General features: G+C 70.2%; 22 protein-coding genes. 5 read left to right on the forward strand and 17 right to left on the reverse strand.

The window, feature by feature from the left end; translation table 11 throughout:
- Positions 1–23: 23 nt before the first annotated feature.
- From hpt to dacB, 4 genes are all read right to left on the reverse strand, one after another.
- Complete coding sequence (gene hpt / locus AB0I77_RS39060) at positions 24–584, reverse strand: hypoxanthine phosphoribosyltransferase (protein ID WP_363287559.1); 561 nt, start codon at positions 582–584, stop codon at positions 24–26.
- A 57-nt stretch (positions 585–641) separates the two neighbouring features.
- Positions 642–1,694 carry a tRNA lysidine(34) synthetase TilS gene (gene tilS / locus AB0I77_RS39065; RefSeq protein ID WP_363287560.1) on the reverse strand — a complete coding sequence of 351 codons (1,053 nt, stop codon included), beginning with the start codon at positions 1,692–1,694 and terminating at the stop codon, positions 642–644.
- Positions 1,695–1,888: 194 nt separating this feature from the next.
- On the reverse strand, positions 1,889–3,025 hold the full coding sequence (locus tag AB0I77_RS39070; protein WP_363287561.1) for a zinc-dependent metalloprotease: 1,137 nt from the start codon (positions 3,023–3,025) through the stop codon (positions 1,889–1,891).
- A gap of 86 nt (positions 3,026–3,111) precedes the next feature.
- The gene (gene dacB / locus AB0I77_RS39075) at positions 3,112–4,716 is read right to left on the reverse strand and encodes a D-alanyl-D-alanine carboxypeptidase/D-alanyl-D-alanine-endopeptidase (RefSeq protein WP_363287562.1); all 1,605 of its coding nucleotides are present in this window, start codon (positions 4,714–4,716) and stop codon (positions 3,112–3,114) included.
- 124 nt (positions 4,717–4,840) lie between these two features.
- On the opposite strand from dacB, the gene AB0I77_RS39080 reads away from it, so the two are divergent.
- Positions 4,841–5,332, forward strand: coding sequence for an inorganic diphosphatase (locus tag AB0I77_RS39080; protein ID WP_164412192.1), 492 nt, complete (start codon positions 4,841–4,843; stop codon positions 5,330–5,332).
- 101 nt (positions 5,333–5,433) lie between these two features.
- Positions 5,434–7,167 (forward strand): threonine/serine exporter family protein, encoded by a 1,734-nt coding sequence (locus AB0I77_RS39085; protein ID WP_363287563.1) that lies wholly within the window; start codon positions 5,434–5,436, stop codon positions 7,165–7,167.
- A gap of 89 nt (positions 7,168–7,256) precedes the next feature.
- On the opposite strand, the gene AB0I77_RS39090 is transcribed toward AB0I77_RS39085, so the two are convergent.
- On the reverse strand, positions 7,257–8,063 hold the full coding sequence (locus tag AB0I77_RS39090; RefSeq protein WP_363287564.1) for a VTT domain-containing protein: 807 nt from the start codon (positions 8,061–8,063) through the stop codon (positions 7,257–7,259).
- 139 nt (positions 8,064–8,202) lie between these two features.
- Here AB0I77_RS39090 and AB0I77_RS39095 point away from each other — a divergent pair, with 139 nt between their 5' ends.
- Entirely contained in the window at positions 8,203–8,568 is a 366-nt protein-coding gene (locus AB0I77_RS39095; RefSeq protein WP_363287565.1) for a YbjQ family protein, read from the forward strand.
- Between the two features lie 18 nt (positions 8,569–8,586).
- Here the strand turns inward: AB0I77_RS39095 and AB0I77_RS39100 are convergent, their stop codons facing one another.
- Positions 8,587–9,348, reverse strand: a complete 762-nt coding sequence (locus tag AB0I77_RS39100) for a MerR family transcriptional regulator (protein WP_363287566.1) — start codon at positions 9,346–9,348, stop codon at positions 8,587–8,589.
- An 88-nt stretch (positions 9,349–9,436) separates the two neighbouring features.
- On the opposite strand from AB0I77_RS39100, the gene AB0I77_RS39105 reads away from it, so the two are divergent.
- Positions 9,437–10,864 carry a glutamate decarboxylase gene (locus tag AB0I77_RS39105; protein WP_363287567.1) on the forward strand — a complete coding sequence of 476 codons (1,428 nt, stop codon included), beginning with the start codon at positions 9,437–9,439 and terminating at the stop codon, positions 10,862–10,864.
- A 54-nt stretch (positions 10,865–10,918) separates the two neighbouring features.
- Here the strand turns inward: AB0I77_RS39105 and AB0I77_RS39110 are convergent, their stop codons facing one another.
- The 8 genes from AB0I77_RS39110 to AB0I77_RS39145 form a co-directional block, all read right to left on the reverse strand.
- Positions 10,919–11,680, reverse strand: coding sequence for an ABC transporter permease (locus AB0I77_RS39110; RefSeq protein WP_363287568.1), 762 nt, complete (start codon positions 11,678–11,680; stop codon positions 10,919–10,921).
- On the reverse strand, positions 11,677–12,633 hold the full coding sequence (locus AB0I77_RS39115) for an ATP-binding cassette domain-containing protein (protein ID WP_363287628.1): 957 nt from the start codon (positions 12,631–12,633) through the stop codon (positions 11,677–11,679). The genes AB0I77_RS39110 and AB0I77_RS39115 overlap by 4 nt, the downstream gene beginning before the upstream one ends.
- A gap of 79 nt (positions 12,634–12,712) precedes the next feature.
- Complete coding sequence (locus AB0I77_RS39120) at positions 12,713–13,354, reverse strand: PadR family transcriptional regulator (RefSeq protein WP_363287569.1); 642 nt, start codon at positions 13,352–13,354, stop codon at positions 12,713–12,715.
- A 25-nt stretch (positions 13,355–13,379) separates the two neighbouring features.
- A complete protein-coding gene (locus AB0I77_RS39125) occupies positions 13,380–13,928 on the reverse strand; it encodes a DinB family protein (RefSeq protein WP_363287570.1) in 549 nt (182 codons plus the stop codon).
- Positions 13,929–14,057: 129 nt separating this feature from the next.
- A complete protein-coding gene (locus tag AB0I77_RS39130; RefSeq protein WP_363287571.1) occupies positions 14,058–14,309 on the reverse strand; it encodes a type II toxin-antitoxin system RelE/ParE family toxin in 252 nt (83 codons plus the stop codon).
- Positions 14,306–14,572: a type II toxin-antitoxin system prevent-host-death family antitoxin gene (locus AB0I77_RS39135; protein WP_363287572.1), complete on the reverse strand. Its 267-nt coding sequence runs from the start codon at positions 14,570–14,572 to the stop codon at positions 14,306–14,308. The genes AB0I77_RS39130 and AB0I77_RS39135 overlap by 4 nt, the downstream gene beginning before the upstream one ends.
- Before the next feature lie 107 nt (positions 14,573–14,679).
- The gene (locus AB0I77_RS39140; protein ID WP_363287573.1) at positions 14,680–16,140 is read right to left on the reverse strand and encodes an aldehyde dehydrogenase family protein; all 1,461 of its coding nucleotides are present in this window, start codon (positions 16,138–16,140) and stop codon (positions 14,680–14,682) included.
- Between the two features lie 96 nt (positions 16,141–16,236).
- Positions 16,237–17,061 (reverse strand): helix-turn-helix transcriptional regulator, encoded by an 825-nt coding sequence (locus AB0I77_RS39145; RefSeq protein ID WP_363287629.1) that lies wholly within the window; start codon positions 17,059–17,061, stop codon positions 16,237–16,239.
- Between the two features lie 363 nt (positions 17,062–17,424).
- Here AB0I77_RS39145 and AB0I77_RS39150 point away from each other — a divergent pair, with 363 nt between their 5' ends.
- Positions 17,425–17,910, forward strand: a complete 486-nt coding sequence (locus AB0I77_RS39150; protein WP_363287574.1) for an ATP-binding protein — start codon at positions 17,425–17,427, stop codon at positions 17,908–17,910.
- Positions 17,911–18,010: 100 nt separating this feature from the next.
- Here AB0I77_RS39150 and AB0I77_RS39155 read toward each other — a convergent pair whose 3' ends face one another.
- The 3 genes from AB0I77_RS39155 to AB0I77_RS39165 all read right to left on the reverse strand — a co-directional run bounded on the left by AB0I77_RS39155 (position 18,011) and on the right by AB0I77_RS39165 (position 20,050).
- Entirely contained in the window at positions 18,011–18,280 is a 270-nt protein-coding gene (locus AB0I77_RS39155; protein WP_363287575.1) for a DUF397 domain-containing protein, read from the reverse strand.
- A 330-nt stretch (positions 18,281–18,610) separates the two neighbouring features.
- Positions 18,611–18,844 (reverse strand): 30S ribosomal protein S18, encoded by a 234-nt coding sequence (gene rpsR, locus AB0I77_RS39160; protein WP_363287576.1) that lies wholly within the window; start codon positions 18,842–18,844, stop codon positions 18,611–18,613.
- Between the two features lie 6 nt (positions 18,845–18,850).
- Positions 18,851–20,050: a GTP-binding protein gene (locus AB0I77_RS39165; protein ID WP_363287577.1), complete on the reverse strand. Its 1,200-nt coding sequence runs from the start codon at positions 20,048–20,050 to the stop codon at positions 18,851–18,853.

Genomic DNA, 20,050 nt, shown 5'->3' on the forward strand with positions numbered 1-20,050 from the left:
TTACAGGGTTTGGCCCGTCTGGCTCAGCCGCCGTACACGTGAGGCGCGAGCGTACCCACGAATGGGAGATTGCGGTACTTCTCGGCGTAGTCCAGACCGTAACCGACGACGAACTCGTTCGGGATGTCGAAGCCGACCCACTCCACGTCGATGGCGACCTTGGCGGCATCGGGCTTGCGCAGCAGGGTGCACACCTTGAGCGAGGCGGGCTCGCGCGAGCCGAGGTTGGAGATCAGCCAGGACAGGGTCAGACCGGAGTCGATGATGTCCTCGACGATCAGGACGTGCTTGCCCTTGATGTCGGTGTCGAGGTCCTTGAGGATCCGCACGACACCGGAGGACTGGGTGCCCGCCCCGTAGGAGGACACCGCCATCCAGTCCATCGTGACAGGGGTGGACAGCGCCCGGGCCAGGTCCGCCATGACCATCACCGCGCCCTTGAGGACGCCGACGATCAGCAGGTCCTTGTCCGCGTACTCCGCGTCGATCTTCGCGGCCAGCTCGACCAGTTTCGCGTCGATCTCTTCCTTGGTGATGAGCACCGTCTGGAGGTCGGCACCCATGTCTTTCGCGTCCACCCGCATCACTTTCGGTCGTCCGTCCCACCGGCCACTCGGACCGCCCCGTGGGAAGGTCCGGATTCAGCCTTGCCGAATCACCAGTCTGCCACCCTGCCGCTGGGCGACGACCTTGCCCGGCAGATTGATGGCTCCCTGGCCGCGCCAGCCGGTGATCAGCCGGTCGACCTCTTCGATGTGCCGGGCGAACAGCGAACCGGCGGGCGCCCCGGCCTCGATGGCGGCGCGGCGCAGGATCCGACGGCGCACGGCGGGCGGCAGGGCGTACAGCTTGGCGCACTCCAGGAGGCCGGCGGCGTCGCGCACCGAGGCCTCGACCTGGCGGGCCCAGGCGTCGAGGGCGTCGGCGTCGTCGCGGGAGAGCTGGGCGGTGCGGGCGAGGGCTTCGACGACGCCTTTGCCGAGCGCCTTCTCCAGGGCGGGCAGGCCCTCGTGACGCAGCCGGGAGCGGGTGTACGCCGGGTCGGCGTTGTGGGGGTCGTCCCAGACGGGCAGGGACTGGGCCATGCAGGCCTTGCGGGCGGTCTGCCGGTCGAGTTGGAGGAAGGGGCGGCGGTAGCGGCGGGTGGCGCCCGGACCCCCGGACACTGCCGCCATTCCGGACAGGGAGCGGATGCCGGAGCCGCGGGCGAGGCCGAGCAGGACGGTCTCGGCCTGGTCGTCGCGGGTGTGGCCGAGCAGGATCGCGACGGCGCCGTGGCGGACGGCGGCGGCGTCGAGGGCGGCGTAGCGGGCGTCGCGAGCGGCGGCCTCCGGCCCGCCTTCGCGGCCGACGGCCACGGCGGTGGACTCGACGGGGTCCAGACCGAGTTCGCGCATGCGCAGCACGACTTCGTCGGCGCGCAGGTCGGAGCCGGCCTGGAGGCCGTGGTCGACGGTGACACCGCCGGCCCGGATGCCGAGCTTGGGGGCTTCGAAGGCGAGGGCGGAGGCGAGGGCCATCGAGTCGGCGCCACCGGAGCACGCGACCAGCACGAGCGGCGCCGACGGGCGCTCGTGCGAGGTGTCTCCGGAGAGCGGGGTGTCTTCGGAGGTACGGCTGTGTTCGGTGAGGATGTCGTGGAGGACGCGGCGGACCGCCAGGCGTATCGCCGCGACCGCAGGATGGGGACCCATGTCCGGTTCCCTTCATGAAGTTTTTTCGGGGGGTGAGCCCGAGTTCGGTCACTCAGAGTGTGTAGATGGTGACAGAACCGGGCCGTTCCCCGAGCATTGCACGCCTACGCAAGGCTCACGGTCCCTCGGACGGGTGATTGAAGGGGCGTTCGCCTGCCGTCGGCGGGATTCGCTTCACGACCTCGGCACCGTGTTCACGACTCGGCTTTGCGATGCACCCGCGCGACCCAGTCCGCCGGTTTGGCGATCTCCGTCTTGGTCGGGAGGGTGTTGGGGGACGTCCACACGCGGTTGAAGCCGTCCATGCCGACCTGTTCGACGACGGCCCGTACGAAGCGCTCGCCGTCCTTGTACTGCCTGAGTTTGGCGTCCAGACCCAGCAGCTTGCGCAGGGCCATGTCCAGCCGGGAGGCGCCCTTGGCGCGACGCTGCTGGAACTTCTCGCGGATCTCGGCGACGCTCGGCACGACGTCCGGGCCCACGCCGTCCATCACGAAGTCGGCGTGGCCCTCCAGGAGGGACATCACGGCGGTGAGACGGCCGAGGATCTCCCGCTGGGCGGGCGTCTGCACGATTTCCACGAGGGACCGTCCGCCCTCGTCCTCCTCGCCCTCGGGGCGACCGCCCGCGAAGGACTGGGCGGCCTCCCGCACGCGCTCCAGGACGGTCATGGGGTCGACCTCGGTCTCCCCCAGGAACGACTGGATCTCGCCCTCCAGGTGGTCCCGCAGCCAGGGCACCGCCGTGAACTGCGTGCGGTGCGTCTCCTCGTGCAGGCACACCCACAGGCGGAAGTCGTGGGGCTCCACGTCGAGTTCGCGCTCCACGTGCACGATGTTCGGGGCGACGAGCAGGAGCCGGCCGCCGCCCGGTGCGTCAGGGGGCCCGCCGGCCGGGAGTTCGCGGGTGGCCGGGGCGAAGGTCTCGTACTGGCCGAGGACCCGGGAGGCCAGGAAGGACAGCAGCATCCCCAGTTCGACGCCGGTGACCTTGCCGCCGACCGCGCCGAGGACCGCGCCGCCGGGGGTGCTGCTGCGCCGCTCCTGCATCTTGTCGAGCAGCGGCTTGAGGATCTCCCGGAACCCGGCGACGTTCGCCCGCACCCAGCCGGGGCGGTCGACGACCAGGATCGGGGTGTCGTGGATGTTCTCCGTGCCCATACGAGTGAAGCCCCGGACGTGTCCCTCCGAGGCCTTGGCATGTCGGCGCAGCTCCGCGACGACGGCCCTGGCCTCGTCACGGCTCACGTCGGGGCCCGGCCGCACCAGGCGGGTCGCGGTCGCCACCGCGAGATTCCAGTCGACCATCTCGGCACCACCGATGCTCGTCATGCGTCAACCGTACGTGAGCCCTGCCGTTGGGGGCAGGCCGTAGAGTCCGGCGGGCTGAGGTCGGTGGCATCGCCGCCGCGGCGCGGCTACCTGCAACCGCACGCCGCCAGGGCCGTCGCCGTCCGGTCCAGCGCCGACTGGGCGGCCATCGGATCCGTCGTGTTCGACGTCAGGAAGGCGAAGGCCAGCAGGCGGCCGTCCTGGTCGACCACCGTGCCCGCCAAGGTGTTCACGCCCGTCAACGTCCCCGTCTTCGCTCGTACGATGCCGGCCGCGCCGCCCGCGTAACGGCTGGTCAGGGTGCCCGTGAAGCCGGCCACCGGGAGGCCCGTCAGGACCGGGCGGAGTTCCGGGTGGGCCGGGTCGCCCGCCTTGGTCAGCAGGGCCGTGAGCAGGCCTGCGGTGAGTCGGTCGGCGCGGTCGAGGCCGCTGCCGTCCTTGAAGTGGGCGCCCGCCATGGGCAGTCCGAGCTTCGCCAGCTGCCCGCCGATCGCCTTGCCGGCGCCGGCGAAGTCGGCGCGTTCGCCGCTCGCGACGGCCGTCTGGCGGGCGAGGGCCTCGGCGATGTCGTTGTCGCTGTTGGTGAGCATGCGCTCGACGAGGGCGGACAGCGGGGGTGAGGAGACCGTGGCGAGGGTCGCGGCGCGGCCGGTCGCCTTGGAGGGGCCGGGCGAGGTCGTCCTGATGCCTCGGTCCTTGAGGAGGACGGCGAACTCGCGGGCCGTGTCCGCAGCCGGGTCCGCCACGCGGGGCACGGGCCCGCTGGTGGAGTCGTCCGTGCGGGCCTCGTCGGTCATCAGGGCGGTGACCGGAGCGAGGTTGTCGTTGACTCCGATGGGGTGAAGTCCGGGGCCGGCGTACAGGGTGGTGTCGTACGACAGCGTCACCTCGCGGATGTCCCGCTTCTTCAGGGCGGCGGCCGTGCCGTCGGCGAGGGTGCGCAGGCTGGCCCAGCCCTCGGCGTCCGGGTGGGCGGTGAGGGTGGGGTCGCCGCCGCCGACGAGGACGAGTTCGTTGGTGTCGGGTTCGAGGGCGGCCCGGGTGGTGAGGCGGTGGTCGGCGCCCAGCGCCGAGAGCGCGGCCACGGCGGTGGCGATCTTCGTGGTGGAGGCGGGGGTGAGGGCCAGGTCGGCGCCGGCGGCGTAGAGGCGCTTGCCGGTGGCGACGTCCACGACCGCGGCCGTGCGGCGGGTGCCGAGTGCCGGGTTCTTCAGGAGCGGGGCCAGGACGCCGGCGAGGGCCCGTCCGGTCGGGGCCGACTTGACGGTGTTCGTGGCGCCGCCGAGGCCGGCCAGGACGGAGGCGGCGCTGGGGGCGGGCAGGGGCGCCCCGTCCGCCGTGACGGAGGAGGCACCGGAAGAGCCGTCGTGATCTGCGCCACCCGTGCGCTCGAGGGCGGCGACCCGGTCCCGCTCCGCCGTACGCTGGCCGGTGGAGTCCCACGGGCCGGCGGCGGTCACCACGGTGGCAGCCAGCGCGAGCCCGGCGGTGGCGGCACCAGCGGTGTACTGCCAGGTCTTGACGGTCTTCGGCATCGAAATCCGCGCAAGCCGTGCGACCTGCGGTTTCGCGGCCGTCGCGGCCCGCGCGAGACGCGGTCGTACGGCGTCGGCGGCTCGCGTGACCCGGGGCCGTACGGCGTTCGCGGCCTGCGCCAGACGCGGTCGTACGGCGTTCGCGAGCCGCGCCACACGCGGTCTCGCGGCTCGCCAAGGCCTCAGCTCTGGCACGACCACCAGCCCCTTTCGCGATCACACACCTGCGTGAGGGACACTTAACCACCAGAACTATGTGTTGATCATGGAGGAGCCACCGGTGGAGTTCGACGTCACGATCGAGATTCCGAAGGGTTCGCGGAACAAGTACGAGGTGGACCACGAGACCGGTCGGATCCGCCTGGACCGTCGCCTCTTCACCTCGACCAGCTACCCGGCCGACTACGGCTTCGTCGAGAACACCCTCGGCGAGGACGGCGATCCGCTGGACGCGCTGGTCATCCTGGACGAGCCGACCTTCCCCGGCTGCCTCATCCAGTGCCGCACGATCGGCATGTTCCGCATGACGGACGAGGCCGGCGGCGACGACAAGCTGCTGTGCGTGCCCGCCCACGACCCGCGCGTGGAGCACCTGCGGGACATCCACCACGTGTCGGAGTTCGACCGGCTGGAGATCCAGCACTTCTTCGAGGTCTACAAGGACCTGGAGCCCGGCAAGTCCGTCGAGGGCGCCAACTGGGTGGGCCGCGCGGACGCCGAGGCCGAGATCGAGCGGTCGTACAAGCGCTTGAAGGAGCAGGGCGGTCACTGAGCCCGCTGTCGCGAAGGGGCCGCACGCAGGCGCGTGCGGTCCCTTCGCGCATCTGTGCGCATACTGAGGCTTGCTGAAGTGTCGTACAGGGAGCCTGCGGAGTGACCCACGCGGAGGACCGCAAGCCGCGGTCGGACGAGGCGAGGAGCATGTTCGCTCCCCCGAGGACGGACGATTCGGGCGGCGCGGGCGGCTGGGGCGGCTCGGACAGTGAGTCGTCGACGACGTCCGAGTTCGCGATCCCCCAGGGGCTCGCGGTCTCGACGACCGGCGCGGAGCCGGAGACGACGTCCGAGTTCGCCGTCCCCGAGGGGCTCGATGTCCCGCACGCGCCGCCGGCCGAGTCCGAGGGCTCGGCCTTCACCCCGCCGCGCACCTACAGCGCCAGGCACGCCCCGCCCGCGTTCACGCCGCCGACCGGCATCCCCATCGTCAGCCTGACCAAGGACCTGCCCTGGCAGGACCGGATGCGCACGATGCTGCGGTTGCCCGTGGCCGAGCGGCCCGCGCCGGAGCTCGTGCACAAGGCGGCGGAGGAGGAAGGGCCGGCCGTTCCGCGCGTGCTCGACCTGACCCTGCGTATCGGCGAGCTGCTGCTGGCCGGCGGGGAGGGCGCCGAGGACGTCGAGGCGGCCATGTTCGCGGTCTGCCGGTCCTACGGCCTCGACCGCTGCGAACCGAACGTCACCTTCACCCTGCTGTCCATCTCGTACCAGCCGTCCCTCGTCGACGACCCGGTGACGGCCTCACGGACCGTGCGCCGCCGGGGCACCGACTACACGCGCCTGGCGGGCGTGTACCAGCTCGTGGACGACCTCAGCGACCCGGAGACGACGTTCTCCCTGGAGGAGTCCTACCGGCGGCTGGCGGAGATCCGCCGCAACCGGCACCCGTATCCCGGCTGGGTGCTGACCGTCGCGAGCGGGCTGCTGGCGGGTTCGGCCTCCGTGCTCGTCGGCGGTGCCGTGGTCGTCTTCATCGCGGCCGCGCTGGGCGCGATGCTCGGCGACCGGCTGGCGTGGCTGTGCGCGGGGCGCGGGCTGCCGGAGTTCTACCAGTTCACGGTCGCCGCGATGCCGCCGGCCGCGATCGCCATCACGCTGACGCTGGCGCATGTGGAAGTACAGGCGTCCGCCGTGATCACGGGTGGGCTGTTCGCGCTGCTGCCCGGGCGGGCGCTGGTGGCGGGCGTGCAGGACGGTCTGACGGGCTTCTACATCACCGCGTCCGCGCGCCTGCTGGAGGTCATCTACCTCTTCGTGGGCATCGTCGTCGGGGTGCTGATCATGCTCTACGTCGGCGTGCAACTGGGCGCCCGCCTCACCCCCGAAGCCGTCCTCAGCAGCGGGGAGCAAGGGCCGCTGTGGCAGATCGGCGCGTCGATGCTGCTGGCACTGAGCTTCGCGATACTGCTCCAGCAGGAACGTTCCACTGTGCTCGCGGTGACCTTGAACGGCGGCGTCGCGTGGTCGGTGTACGGCGCGATGCACTATGCGGGCGAGCTCTCGCCGGTGGCCTCCACGGCCGTGGCGGCGGGGCTGGTGGGGCTGTTCGGGCAGTTGCTGTCCCGGTACCGGTTCGCGTCCGCGCTGCCGTACACGACGGCCGCGATCGGGCCCCTGCTGCCGGGATCGGCCACGTATTTCGGCTTGTTGTCGATCGCGCAGAACGAGGTCGACGCGGGGCTGGTCTCACTGTCGAAGGCGGCGGCGCTGGCGATGGCGATTGCCATCGGGGTCAATCTCGGGTCGGAGATTTCGCGGTTGTTCCTTCGGCTGCCGGGGATGGGGAGTGCGGCGGGGAGGCGCGCTGCTAAGCGGACGCGGGGGTTCTGAGCGCCTACTGGCTCGGTGCCTTGTGTCCGACGGCGAGTGCGGGTTCGTTGTGGTTGCTCGCGCCGTTCCCCGCGCCCCTTAGGGGCGCTTCAGTGGCCGCGGTTGTAGGGGTACTGGTCGTTGTACGGCTGCTGTGGGGGCTGGTTGTAGTACTGGTCGTTGTAGCCGTACTGCTGGGGGTTCTGGGGCTGGTCGGTCGGGGGGATGCGGCGGAGCTGGGTCGTCGCGTCGTCCATCATCGGGGGCTGCGGGGCGGGAGGCTGGGGCGGGTTCTTCTTCGACTTGGAGCGGGCCCGCAGGAACTCGATGATGATCGGGACCACCGAGAGGAGGACGATCAGGATGAGGATCGCTTCGATGTTGGTCTTGACGAAGTCGATGTCGCCCAGCCAGGAGCCGAGGAACGTCACACCCGCGCCCCACAGGACGCCGCCGACGACGTTGAAGACCAGGAACGAGCGGTACCGCATGCCGCTGACGCCGGCGACGATCGGCGTGAAGGTGCGCACGATGGGCACGAAGCGGGCCAGGACCAGGGACTTGGGGCCGTACTTCTCGAAGAACTCGTGCGCCTTGACGACGTTCTCCTGCTTGAAGAGGCGGGAGTCCGGGCGGTTGAAGAGCGAGGGGCCGACCTTCTTGCCGAACATGTAACCCGCCTGGTCGCCCAGGATGGCGGCGACGCAGATGAGGGCGATCGCCCCCCACAGCGGGAAGTCCAGCTGGCCCGACGTGATCAGCAGGCCGGCGGTGAAGAGCAGCGAGTCACCCGGCAGGAAGAAGCCGATGAGGAGCCCCGACTCCGCGAAGACGATGAGCAGCAGACCCCAGATGCTGTAGGTGTCCAGCAGATAGTTGGGGTCCAGCCAGCTCGGTCCGAGGGCAATCGTCATCACGGTTCCGGGCTCCTGAGGGTGGAGGAAGGTACGGCGTTCTTGTGCGGCCGCACAACGCTATCAACGCAATGTGTCCGGCCCAGGTTCCACCGGTGACTCCAGGATGCGCCGTGGTCCGCCTGGGGCGATGCTGTGAGCCATGGGTATCGAAGACTACGGCGGTGGCCAGGGCCCGGAGCCCGATGTGCTGGTGGTGACCACGAACGACGTTTCCGGTTATCGCGTCCAGGAGGTGCTGGGTGAGGTCTTCGGGTTGACGGTGCGCTCCCGGCACCTCGGCAGCCAGATCGGCGCCGGCTTGAAGTCGATGGTCGGCGGTGAGCTCAAAGGGCTCACCAAGACGCTCGTGCAGACCCGGAACCAGGCCATGGAGCGGCTGGTTGAGCAGGCACGCGCGCGTGGGGCCAATGGAGTGCTGATGTTCCGCTTCGACGTGACCGAGGCGGCGGACGTCGGCACCGAGGTGTGTGCCTACGGGACGGCGGTGGTCCTGGCCCGGGAGTAGGCGTCCCGGGCCAGGGGGTTACGCGGAGTGGCGGGCCGCGTTCGCCGTGATCGCGTCCCTCAGGTGCTCGGCGAGGCCCGGGCGCATGGCGTCGTAGAACGCCTTGAAGCGCTCGTCGGACACGTACATCTCGCCGAGGCACTGGTGCATCTCGTACGGGCACTCGTAGTACCACGTGCCGATGTGCCGTCGATGCTCCTCGGCCATGTCCATGGCCCGCTCGCCGGCCGGCGGCTCGCCCTCGGCCATCAGGGCCGTGTAACGCTCGCTCCATTCGTCGGCCTCGGCCATCAGGCGCTTCCAGTCCTCCTTGGTGTACCGGGCCGCGCGCCGCTGCGACTCGGCGTACGCCTCCGTGCCGCCCCAGCGTTGCTCCGCCTCCTCGGCGTACTGCTCCGGGTCCTTGTCGCCGAAGACCTCGAACCGCTCCTGCGGCGTGAGATTGATTCCCATCGTGCGTGCCTCCATGGCGTGCTCCACGGCCGCCGCCATCTTCCGCAGCTTCTCGATCCGGGCGGTCAGCAGTTCGTGCCGGCGGCGCAGGTGCGCGCGCGGGTCCGCGGCCGGATCGTCGAGCAGGGCGGCGACCTCGTCGAGCGGGAAGCCGAGCTCCCGGTAGAACAGGACCTGTTGCAGCCGGTCGAGGTCGGCGTCGCTGTAGCGCCGGTGGCCCGCGTGGCTGCGCTCGCTCGGGACGAGCAGGCCGATGTCGTCGTAGTGGTGCAGCGTGCGCACCGTGACGTTGGCGAAGCCCGCGACCTGTCCCACGGAGTAGCTCACTTCGTCCGCTCCCTTCCTACGCCTTTCACGATGAATCCTTACGTGGCGTGAGGTGCAAGTCCGGCGGCCCGGATCTACCGTCGTACGCATGCCACTGCACCCAGGCGACAGCGGAGCACCGGACGTCAAGGGCGACGGGCGCAGGCTCGCCGTCAACCCCTTCCACGGCGAGGCCAATCCGGTCGGCGGCATGACCGAGGCCCCGCCCAAGCACCGCCTCCCGGACGCTCCCCTGCCGCCCACGACCGCCTACCAGCTCGTGCACGACGAGCTGATGCTGGACGGCAACGCGCGGCTGAATCTCGCCACCTTCGTCACGACCTGGATGGAACCCCAGGCCGGGGCCCTGATGGGCGAGTGCCGGGACAAGAACATGATCGACAAGGACGAGTATCCGCGCACCGCCGAGCTGGAGCGGCGCTGTGTGGCCATGCTCGCCGACCTGTGGAACGCGCCCGACCCGGCGGCGGTCGTGGGCTGTTCGACGACCGGGTCGAGCGAGGCGTGCATGCTCGCCGGGATGGCGCTCAAGCGGCGGTGGGCGCGGCGCAACGCCGACCGGTATCCCGCCGGGGGCGCCCGCCCGAACCTCGTCATGGGCGTCAACGTCCAGGTCTGCTGGGACAAGTTCTGCAATTTCTGGGAGGTGGAAGCCCGCCTGGTGCCCATGGACGGCGACCGGTTCCACCTCGATCCGCAGGCCGCCGCCGCGCTGTGCGACGAGAACACCATCGGGGTCGTCGGCATCCTCGGCTCCACCTTCGACGGCTCCTACGAGCCGATCGCCGAACTGTGCGCCGCCCTCGACGCCCTCCAGGAGCGGACCGGGCTGGACATCCCGGTGCACGTGGACGGGGCGTCCGGCGCCATGGTCGCGCCCTTCCTCGACGAGGACCTGGTGTGGGACTTCCGGCTGCCGAGGGTCGCCTCCATCAACACCTCCGGACACAAGTACGGGCTGGTCTACCCGGGCGTCGGCTGGGCGCTGTGGCGCGACGCGGAGGCCCTGCCCGAGGAACTGGTCTTCCGCGTCAACTACCTGGGCGGCGACATGCCGACCTTCGCGCTCAACTTCTCCCGGCCGGGCGCCCAGGTGGTCGCGCAGTACTACACGTTCCTGCGGCTGGGGCGCGAGGGCTACCGGGCGGTGCAGCAGGCGACGCGTGACGTGGCCCTGGGCCTCGCCGAACGCGTGGAGGCGCTCGGCGACTTCCGGCTGCTGACCCGGGGCGACGAGCTGCCCGTCTTCGCGTTCACGACCGCGCCGGGCGTGGAGTCGTACGACGTCTTCGACGTCTCCCGGCGGCTGCGCGAGCGGGGCTGGCTGGTGCCCGCGTACACCTTCCCGCCGAACCGGGAGGACCTGTCCGTGCTGCGGGTGGTGTGCCGCAACGGCTTCTCCAGCGACCTCGCAGAGCTGTTCGTGGAGGACCTGGGGCGGTTGCTGCCGGAGCTGCGGCGGCAGTCGCAGCCGCTGACTCGGGACAAGGAGGCGGCGACGGGGTTCCATCACTGACGACGGGGTTCCCGATAACCCCGGGCCCTTGCACCCGTCCCGCCCCGTCCCGCCCTACTTGCTCAACGCCCCGAACCGCCGTACCGCCAACGGAAAGAACACCGCCAGCAGCGCCACCGGCCAGACCACCGCGGCCCAGACGTGCCCCGCCTCCCCGCCCGGCCCGCCGAACAGGTCCCGTACGGCTGTCGCCGTCTGGGACATCGGGTTCCACTCGACGACCGTGCCCAGCCAGTCGGGCATGGACTCGGGGGTCGCGAAGGCGTTGGACAGGAAGCCGACCGGCCAGACCAGGATCTGTACGGCCTGCACCAGTTCCGGCTTCCCGGCCACCATCGCCAGGTGGATGCCGATCCACAGCATGGCGAAGCGGAACAGCAGCAGGAGACCCACGGCTGCGAGGAAGCCGGCGACCCCGCCGTGCGCCCGCCAGCCGAGTGCGAGCGCGACCCCGATCATGATCGCCAGGGCCAGCGCCGACTGGAGCATGTCGGCCGCCGAACGGCCCACCAGCACCGCGCCGTTGGCCATGGGCATCGAGCGGAAGCGGTCGATGACCCCCTTGTTGAGGTCCTGGGTGACGGCGAGCATCGTGCCCTCGAGGCCGAAGGCCATGGTGAGGGCGAGCATGCCGGGGACCAGGTAGTCGACGTAGTCGCCCTCGACGCCCCGGCCGCCGCCCATGAGGTAGGCGAACATCAGCAGCAGCATCACGGGGAAGACCAGGCCGACCACGACCCGCACGGGCTGCCGTGCCCAGTGGGCGAGTTCGCGGCGGGTCATGGTCCAGGAATCGGTCAGTGCGTAGGTGCTCACGCGGCCTCCTTGACTCGGTGTTCGTCTCCCGTGAGGTGCAGGAACACCTCGTCCAGCGTCGGGCGGCGCAGCGCCACGTCCTCCGCCTCGATGCCGGCCTCCTCCAGGGCCCGTACGACCGCGGACAGCGCGGCCATGCGGTCGGTGACCGGGGCGCTGAGCAGACGGCGGTCGGCGTCCACCGAGATGTCGTCCTTCGGCATGGGCAGCAGGGCCACGGCGGCGCCCAGTTGGCCCGCGTCCCGCAGGACCACGTCGACCCGGTCGCCGCCGGTCGTCGCCTTCAGCTCGTCCGCCGTGCCGTCGGCGATGACCCGGCCGTGGTCCACGACCGAGATGCGGTCGGCGAGCTGGTCGGCCTCCTCCAGGTACTGGGTGGTCAGCAGGACCGTCGTACCGCCGCCGACCAGGGAGCGGACCGCGGACCACACCTCGGCCCGGCCGCGCGGGTCGAGGCCGGTCGTCGGTTCGTCCAGGAAGAGGACCTCCGGGTCCGTGATGAGGGACGCGGCGAGGTCCAGGCGGCGCCGCATGCCGCCGCTGTAGGCACTGACCGGCTTGCGGCCGGTGCCGGAGAGGCTGAAGCGCTCCAGGAGTTCGTCGGCGCGCACGCGCGCGTGGCGGGGGCCCAGGTGGTAGAGGCGGGCGAACATGTCCAGGTTCTGCAGGCCCGAGAGCTCCTCGTCGAGAGCCGCGTGCTGGCCGAGCAGGCCGATGCGGAAGCGGACCGCCTGGGCCTGGGTGACGATGTCGTGCCCCGCCACCTCGATCCGTCCCGCGTCGGGCCGCAGCAGGGTGGAGAGGATCCGGACCAGGGTCGTCTTGCCCGCGCCGTTCGGCCCGAGGACGCCGTGCACCGTGCCTCGCCCGACCAGCAGGTCGAGTCCGTCCAGTGCCTTCTTGTCGCCGTACTTCTTGTGTGCGCCTTCGACGGTGATCGCCGGGTCGGCCACTGTCACTCCACTCCCTCGTTAGTCAAACTTGACTAGTTCGGCAGAAGGTAGCGCGTCCATCCGCTTTGGTCAAACTTGATTAGCTCGCGTCCCCGGGATGCCGTCCCCCGGTCGCGTACGGGTTCTTCTCACCCACCGCCAGGACGCCGACGAAGGGCTCGCCCTCCCCCGCGAAGGTGTACGCCCCGCCACGGATGCGCTCGATGAGACCCCGGGTCCACTCCGCGCCGGTGTCGGCGGAGTGGACCCAGAAGTTCATGATCTCGCCGATGTGCCCGAGCTGGCCGGGGCCCTCCTCGGGCGTGTAGTACTCGGTGACCGACTTGCGCCACTCCTCGATCCTGCGCACGCGCTCCTCCAGGAGGCCGATGACCTCCGCGCGGTCCAGGTCGACCATGGCGCCGAGCGCGGCGGTGAGTACGTCCGGTCTCTGGTCGTAGGCGGTGAGGTACTGGCGGACCAGCGAGAGGTACTCCTCGGTGCCCTTCTCGGTGATCTCGTACTCGGTGCGCGGCGGGCCGCCCGCGGTGGACGGCGCGATCTCGTGCGCGACCAGCAGTCCCTGCTTCGCCATCTGTTTCAGGGCGTGGTAGATCGAGCCCGGCTTGGCGTTGGACCACTCGTGCGCGCCCCAGTACTCCAGGTCGTTGCGCACCTGGTAGCCGTGGGCCCGCCCGTGCTGGCGCACCGCGCCCAGCACGAGGAGACGGATCGCTGACATGGGGTCCAGATTAGGCCGCCGCCGGTCATCCCCAGGAGGTGCCCTGCTCCTTCGCCACCAGGTCCCAGGCCGAGGCGCCGTCCAGGGACTCTCGGATGATGTCGGCATGGCCGGCGTGCCGGGCCGTCTCGCGGATCAGGTGCAGGACCACCCAGCGCATCGAGACCCGCTCGTCCGGCGGGAACCAGGGGTCATTGGGGAGCGCGAAGGTGTCGTCGAGGGTCGGCACCGAGCGGACGAACGCCTCCGTCTCGGCGGCGACCTTCTCCCAGTACGCGAGCTGCGACTCGACGCTCTCGTCACCCGTCAGCCGGAAGCACTCGTGCCAGTTCGACTCGTCCCGCTTGACGGCCGGCGGCTCGCCCTTGGCCCGGGCGATCCAGCCCTGCTCCACCTCGGCGACGTGCTTGAGCAGACCGGCCAGCGAGAGCTCGCTGGCGCTGGGCTTGCCGGCAGCCTGCTCCTCGGTCAGCCCGAGCACCGCGCGCCGGATGCCGCCGCGCTGTTCCGCGAGGAAGGAGAGCAGTGCTCCGCGCTCGTCGCCCTGTGCCTCGGCTCGCACGTGAGTGACCATGACCGGCCGCCTTTCGTCGGGATCGGGGAGTTCCCCCTGGCACCGACGAAGTTACGGGCCCATGCGGTCAGATTCTGTCCGCAAGGAGCGGGCCTGAGGAACTCAATCGCGAGCCCGCTCCCTGCCCGGTCAGGCGCCAGTGCGCCCGATGTGCTCGATGCGGACGATCCGAGCGTCCTGATCGACGCGATAGAGGATCCGCCAGGGGCCGTGATAGAGGCGGCGTTGGTCGGTGCCCCAGGCACGGGCCCCTTCAGGCCTGGGGTTCTCAGTCAGTTGGTCGGCGGCTTGTAGTAGCCCGTCCACACCTTGCGGGTCGTCCTTGAGATGACCGGCGGCCTCGTTGAGCGCCATCGGCTCCCACTGGACAACCCAGGTCACGCCTGGCTCCTCCCAGCGGCTTCGAGCAGTATCCGGCGCGCCTCGGCGTGCGGGACGGGGGCTCCGGCGATCCCGAGAGCACGGTCACGCTCCAGGCGGGCGAGCGCGAGCGCGTCTTCGAGGTCTTCGAGTTCCGCGGGAGAGACGAGCACCGCGGTGGGGACGCCACGGTCCGTCAGCGTGATGTGCTCGTGCTGGGCGGCCCGGCGAGCGAGGTCCCCGAGCTTGCCTCTGGCTTCAGCGATGGGGTACGTAGCAGACATGAATCTAGTGTACAGCTGGATTACACTTCAGTGGGCGGCTCGTTGCCGGTAGATCAGACAGGGACGGGCCGGCCTCTGACCCGCCCCGCCCCTCAAGCCTCAGCCCCTCAGAACGGAAACCCGCTCCGCCCGTGCTGCACCGAGATCCACTTCAGCGTGGTGAACGAGTCCAGCATCGTGTCGCCGTTGAGGCGGCCGATGCCGGAGCTCTTCTCGCCGCCGAAGGGGACGATCGGCTCGTCGTGGACCGTGCCGTCGTTCACGTGGAACATGCCGGTGTCGACCTGCTTGGCGAACGCGACACCCCGCTCGATGTTTCCCGTGTGGACCGCGCCGCTCAGGCCGTACGGGGTGTCGTTGACGAGGCGTACGGCCTCCTCCTCACCGTCGAAGGTGATGAGGAAGGCGACCGGGCCGAAGACCTCCTGCCGGAGCAGGGCGGAGTCGGCGGGCAGGTCGGCGAGGACGGACGGCTCGACCAGGTTGTCGGTGGTCGTGCCGCGCAGCAGGGCGGTCGCGCCCTCGGCGACGGCCTGCTCCACGACGCCCGAAATGGCGTCCGCCTGGGAGGAGTTGATGACCGGACCGATGACGGTCTCCGGGTCGCGCGGGTCGCCCGCCTTCAGCGTCTTGACCTTGGCGACGAACTTCTCGGTGAACTCGTCCGCGATCGAACGGTCCACCAGGACACGGTTGGCGGCCATGCAGACCTGGCCCTGGTGGACGAACCGGCTGAAGACCGCCGCGTCGACGGCGTAGTCGATGTCGGCGTCGTCGAGGACCACCAGCCCGCTGTTGCCGCCCAGTTCGAGGACTGAGCGCTTGAAGTTCGCGGCGCAGACGGTGGCGACGTGGCGGCCGACCTTGTCGGAGCCGGTGAAGGAGATGACCTTCGGGACCGGGTGCTCGATGAAGGCGTCACCGATCTCGGCGATGTCCGTGATGACGACGTTCAGCAGACCGCCGGGCAGGCCCGCGTCCTCGAAGATCTTGGCAACCAGGGAGCCGCCGACGACCGGCGTGTTCTGGTGCGGCTTGAGGACGACGGCGTTGCCGAGCGCGAGCGCCGGGGCGACCGACTTGATCGACAGCAGGAAGGGGAAGTTGAAGGGGCTGATCACGCCCACGACGCCGACCGGCAGGCGGTAGACGCGGTTTTCCTTGCCCTCGATCGGCGACGGGATGATCCGGCCCTCGGGGCGCAGCGCCAGGTGGATCGCCTCGCGCAGGAACTCCTTGGCGAGGTGGAGCTCGAAGGCGGCCTTCAGACGGGTGCCGCCGAGCTCGGCGATGATCGCCTCGCTGATCTCCTGCTCGCGCTCTTCGATCAGTCGGAGGGCCTTCTCGAAGACCGTGCGGCGGGCGTACGCGTTGGTCGCGGCCCACTTCTTCTGGGCGCGGGCGGCGGCCTGGTAGGCCTCGTCGACCTCGTCGACCGTGGCTATGGTGATCGACGCGAGCTTCTCGTCGTCGTACGGGTTGAAGTCGATGATGTCCCAGGAGCCGGTGCCCGGGCGCCATTCACCGTCGATGTACTGCTGAGCAAGGTCGGTGAAGTAGGACGACATGTGATCCCTCAATCACTAGCAGACACGATCAACTACGTCACGGTCTGATCACACGTCATCGTACTTGTGTATGAGGAGAGTTGAAGGAGAGACCACTCAAGACAGCTGGAGGAGGCCCCGGAGCAGATCACGGCTCTCGTGCGGCCCCGGACTGTCCTGCTGGAGCTCCTTGAGCGCCTTCTCGTACTGGGCGACGTCCTCGTGCTTGTCCAGGTACAGCGCGCTGGTGAGCTGCTCCAGGTACACGACGTCCGACAGGTCGGACTCCGGGAAGGACAGGATGGTGAACGCTCCGGACTCGCCGGAGTGGCCGCCGAAGCCGAACGGCATTATCTGCAACCGTACGTTGGGCCGCTCGGAGACCTCGATCAGGTGCTGGAGCTGACCGCGCATCACCGCGCGGTCGCCGTACGGCCGGCGCAGGGCTGCCTCGTCCAGGACGATGTGGAACTCGGGGCCGCCCTCGGAGACGAGGTACTTCTGCCGCTCCAGGCGCAGGGCGACGCGCTTTTCGATGTCGGCCTGGCTCGCGCCCTTCATGCCGCGCCGGACGACCGCGCGGGCGTACGCCTCGGTCTGCAGCAGTCCGTGCACGAACTGCACCTCGTACGCGCGGATCAGGGCTGCCGCGCCCTCCAGGCCCACATAGGTGGGGAACCAGCTCGGCAGGACGTCCGAGTAACTGTGCCACCAGCCCGCGACGTTGGCCTCCTTGGCGAGGGAGAGCAGGGAAGCGCGCTCCGCCTCGTCCGTGATGCCGTACAGCGTCAGCAGGTCCTCCACATCCCGCGTCTTGAAGCTCACCCGGCCCAACTCCATCCGGCTGATCTTCGACTCCGAGGCGCGGATCGAGTACCCCGCCGCCTCGCGCGTGATGCCGCGTGCCTCACGCAGTCGCCTGAGTTGCGAGCCGAGCAGCATCCGCCGCACCACCGATCCGGGCTCTCCCGCGCTCACGTTCGCCAGCCTCCCCAACGTCTTCAGGGCCCGAAGTCTGCCACTAAAACACTCCAAGCAGTACTCGTCCGATTACAGAGATGGAAAGAAATCAGAGTTTCGGCACAGACACGAGACAGGTTCCGGGAAGGAGGAGGCAAGAAGAGGGGGAGAAGATGGCGGAAAAAATGGCCAACAAGCGGTACGGGTGGGTCCAATTCGGTCGCGTGCACGTGCATCTGCCCTTGCATCTGCCCTACGCATCCGAAACCATGGTCTCGCGCCACCGCTGATCGCAACGACCGCGAATTCCCGGGAGTGCCTCGCATGGGGACGAATGGATCGACCATGCTCAAGCCTTTACGGCAGGGCCTTCCGCCGTTGGACCCCGCGGCCGTGTCCAACGCCGCGTCCTGCGCGCTGCCCGCCCGCTACGAAGCGGTGCGCGAGGCGCGGCAGTTCACCCGCAGGACGCTGGACCAGTGGGAGCTGTCCGACCGCTTCGACGATGTGTGCCTGGTCGTCTCCGAACTGGTCACCAACGCCCTGCGGCACGCGCTGCCCGCCAATGCCCCGCGCATCCCGGACGAAGGTCCGCCCGTGCGGCTGCACATGATGCGGTGGACCGAGCGGCTGGTGTGCGCGGTGCGCGATCCCAGTCAGGAGAGCCCCGTCGCACGCGAGACGGACGACTTCTCGGCGGAGTCCGGCCGCGGCCTGTTCCTCGTCGACTCCTTCGCCGACAGCTGGGGTTGGCACCCGCTCGCCGGCACGCTGGGCGGCAAGGTCGTCTGGGCGCTGTTCCGGTTGCACCTGCCGGGGTCGGCCGAGTGACGCCCCGCGGCGTTTTCTGATCCCGGATTTCTACGCGCGTTACGGGGCGTGTTGCCTCGATTGCCCTGAGTTGCCCGGCCGTTCGGGGGCCGGCCGGGCCTCAGCCCACTATCAGGTGGTCGAACTCGCCGTCCTTGATGCCGAGCAGCATCGCCTCGATCTCGGCGCGGGTGTAGACGAGCGCGGGGCCGTCGGGGAAGCGCGAGTTGCGCACCGCCACCTCCCCGCCGGGCAGCCGGGCGAACTCCACGCAGGAACCCTGCGAGTTGCTGTGCCGGCTCTTCTGCCAGGCCACCCCGTCCAGCCGGGTGGCGGCCATGCCGTTGTAAACGCCGGACGCGTCGGCAACGTCGTACACGTCGTGGTCCACAGGTCGCTCCCCGGTGGTGCACTGGCTGGTGAGGCCATGGATGCAGGTGGTCAACTGATCCGGATCATAGCCCTGTTCATGTGCAGATGCATGGGCAGATGCACGTGCACGCGGGGTGTTCCTGCGGTTACAGCTTGGGCGGTCGCCTGACAGCTTGGGCCGACGTCTAACCGCAGGAGCGTGCACGAAACCGTGTGCTCTATGGAGAGACGCGTCAGAAGCTGTTCGTGTTCCGTCTTTTGGGATACGCACTTCACACACGAAGAGCGGGGCGGCACCGAGAAGGTGCCGCCCCGCTCTTCGTGGGGGTCGTGGGGGTCGTGGGACGCGTCAACGGGTGGAGTACGGCAGCAGCGCCATCTCCCGCGCGTTCTTGATGGCGCGGGCCAGCAGCCGCTGCTGCTGCGCCGAGACGCGGGTGACGCGGCGGCTGCGGATCTTGCCGCGGTCGGAGATGAACTTCCGCAGCAGGTCGGTGTCCTTGTAGTCGATATAGGTGATCTTGGCCTGGTCCAGCGGGTTGGGGCGCTGTTTGGCGGGCTTGCGTTCGGGCTTGCGGGGCATGGCGGGTCAGACCTCCAGGAGGGTGTCGAAGGCGGGCGGCAGCCGCTTCCAGGCGTCGCGCCCGGCGGTGTACTCGGCGTCGGTCAGCAGGCAGGACTCCAGCAGCGCTTCGAGTCCGTCGCGGTCCAGGCCCGGGGACGTGAAGACGAGGTGCTGGCAGCAGTCACCGTGCTCGGGGTGCCAGTCCAGCGCGGCGGCGGCCCGGCGCACCGGCGGGACCATGTCCCAGGCCGCGTCCGGCAGGGAGGCGAGCCAGGGGCCCGCGCTCTCCACGCACAGGGCGCCGCCCGCCGCGTCCCAGTGCAGCAGCGTGTCCGGCTTGTCGGCTAGCCAGAAGCGGCCCCGGCTGCGGGCGGCGGCGCAGGTGATGTCCTCCAGGGCCGCGTACAGGCGCTCCGGGTGGAAGGGCCGGTGCCGGCGCCAGACGAGGGTCGACACGCCGTGCGCGTCCGCCTCGGCGGGCAGCAGCGCGCTCGCCGGGTGCTGGGCGGCGTCGGCCGCCTCCACGTCGAACCCGGCGAGGGCGGCGGCGGCCAGCGCGGAGTGCGGCCCCGACCGCCCCTCGGTGTCCCGGCGTATCGGGGAGGAACCCGCCAGGTCCCCAGGGTGGCCGCCCTCGATGGGGACCTGACGGGCCGTCGGGTGCAGCTGGGCGAGCAGCTCGCGGTCCTCGTCGTCGGCCTCCGGGGAGTCGGCGAGGGCGAGGACGGGGGCGTACTCCAGCTGTCGCGCGAAGGTGTCGGCGACCGTCCGCTGGTCGGTGGCCGCGGCGGCGAGGCCGCCCTCGGCCAGGTCGTCGCCGTTGCCGAGGTACGGCAGGACGAGCGCCGGGTCGACGGCGGTGATCACGCCGGTGACGGTGAGCCCGCCGGCCGTCACCACCTCGGCCATCGCCTTGGGCTCGACGGAGTCCCACAGTTCGACGACCGCGAGACGGGTGTCCCCCGCGTCCGCGAGCCGGCGCAGCTCGGGCACCAGGTCCTCGCGGAGCGCGCAGCACGCGCAGTCGTTGACCAGGGGGGCCTCGCCGGCGTCGACGATGCCGGTGGCGTCGCGGATGGTCCGTACGACCGTGCCGGCCGCGGCGGTCGCCAGGTCGTGGTGGAGTACGACGCTGCCGGGCACGTCGGCGAGCAGCCGCTCGACGGCCGCCTTGCGGGCGTCGGCGTGCAGCCCGCCGACGATCACGACGGAGAGCTCGGGCAC

Source organism: Streptomyces sp. NPDC050619 (genome assembly GCF_040654815.1).
Classification (GTDB): domain Bacteria; phylum Actinomycetota; class Actinomycetes; order Streptomycetales; family Streptomycetaceae; genus Streptomyces.

Excerpts from the sequence above, each read along its gene's own strand:
- AB0I77_RS39070 (WP_363287561.1), bottom strand. The coding sequence starts at position 3,025 with ATGACGAGCATCGGTGGTGCCGAGATGGTCGACTGGAATCTCGCGGTG.
- AB0I77_RS39135 (WP_363287572.1), bottom strand. The coding sequence starts at position 14,572 with ATGTCTGCTACGTACCCCATCGCTGAAGCCAGAGGCAAGCTCGGGGAC.
- AB0I77_RS39150 (WP_363287574.1), top strand. The coding sequence starts at position 17,425 with ATGCTCAAGCCTTTACGGCAGGGCCTTCCGCCGTTGGACCCCGCGGCC.
- rpsR (WP_363287576.1), bottom strand. The coding sequence starts at position 18,844 with ATGCCCCGCAAGCCCGAACGCAAGCCCGCCAAACAGCGCCCCAACCCG.
- AB0I77_RS39145 (WP_363287629.1), bottom strand. The coding sequence starts at position 17,061 with ATGCTGCTCGGCTCGCAACTCAGGCGACTGCGTGAGGCACGCGGCATC.
- AB0I77_RS39120 (WP_363287569.1), bottom strand. The coding sequence starts at position 13,354 with ATGTCAGCGATCCGTCTCCTCGTGCTGGGCGCGGTGCGCCAGCACGGG.
- AB0I77_RS39125 (WP_363287570.1), bottom strand. The coding sequence starts at position 13,928 with ATGGTCACTCACGTGCGAGCCGAGGCACAGGGCGACGAGCGCGGAGCA.
- AB0I77_RS39105 (WP_363287567.1), top strand. The coding sequence starts at position 9,437 with ATGCCACTGCACCCAGGCGACAGCGGAGCACCGGACGTCAAGGGCGAC.
- hpt (WP_363287559.1), bottom strand. The coding sequence starts at position 584 with ATGCGGGTGGACGCGAAAGACATGGGTGCCGACCTCCAGACGGTGCTC.
- AB0I77_RS39140 (WP_363287573.1), bottom strand. The coding sequence starts at position 16,140 with ATGTCGTCCTACTTCACCGACCTTGCTCAGCAGTACATCGACGGTGAA.
- tilS (WP_363287560.1), bottom strand. The coding sequence starts at position 1,694 with ATGGGTCCCCATCCTGCGGTCGCGGCGATACGCCTGGCGGTCCGCCGC.
- AB0I77_RS39095 (WP_363287565.1), top strand. The coding sequence starts at position 8,203 with ATGGGTATCGAAGACTACGGCGGTGGCCAGGGCCCGGAGCCCGATGTG.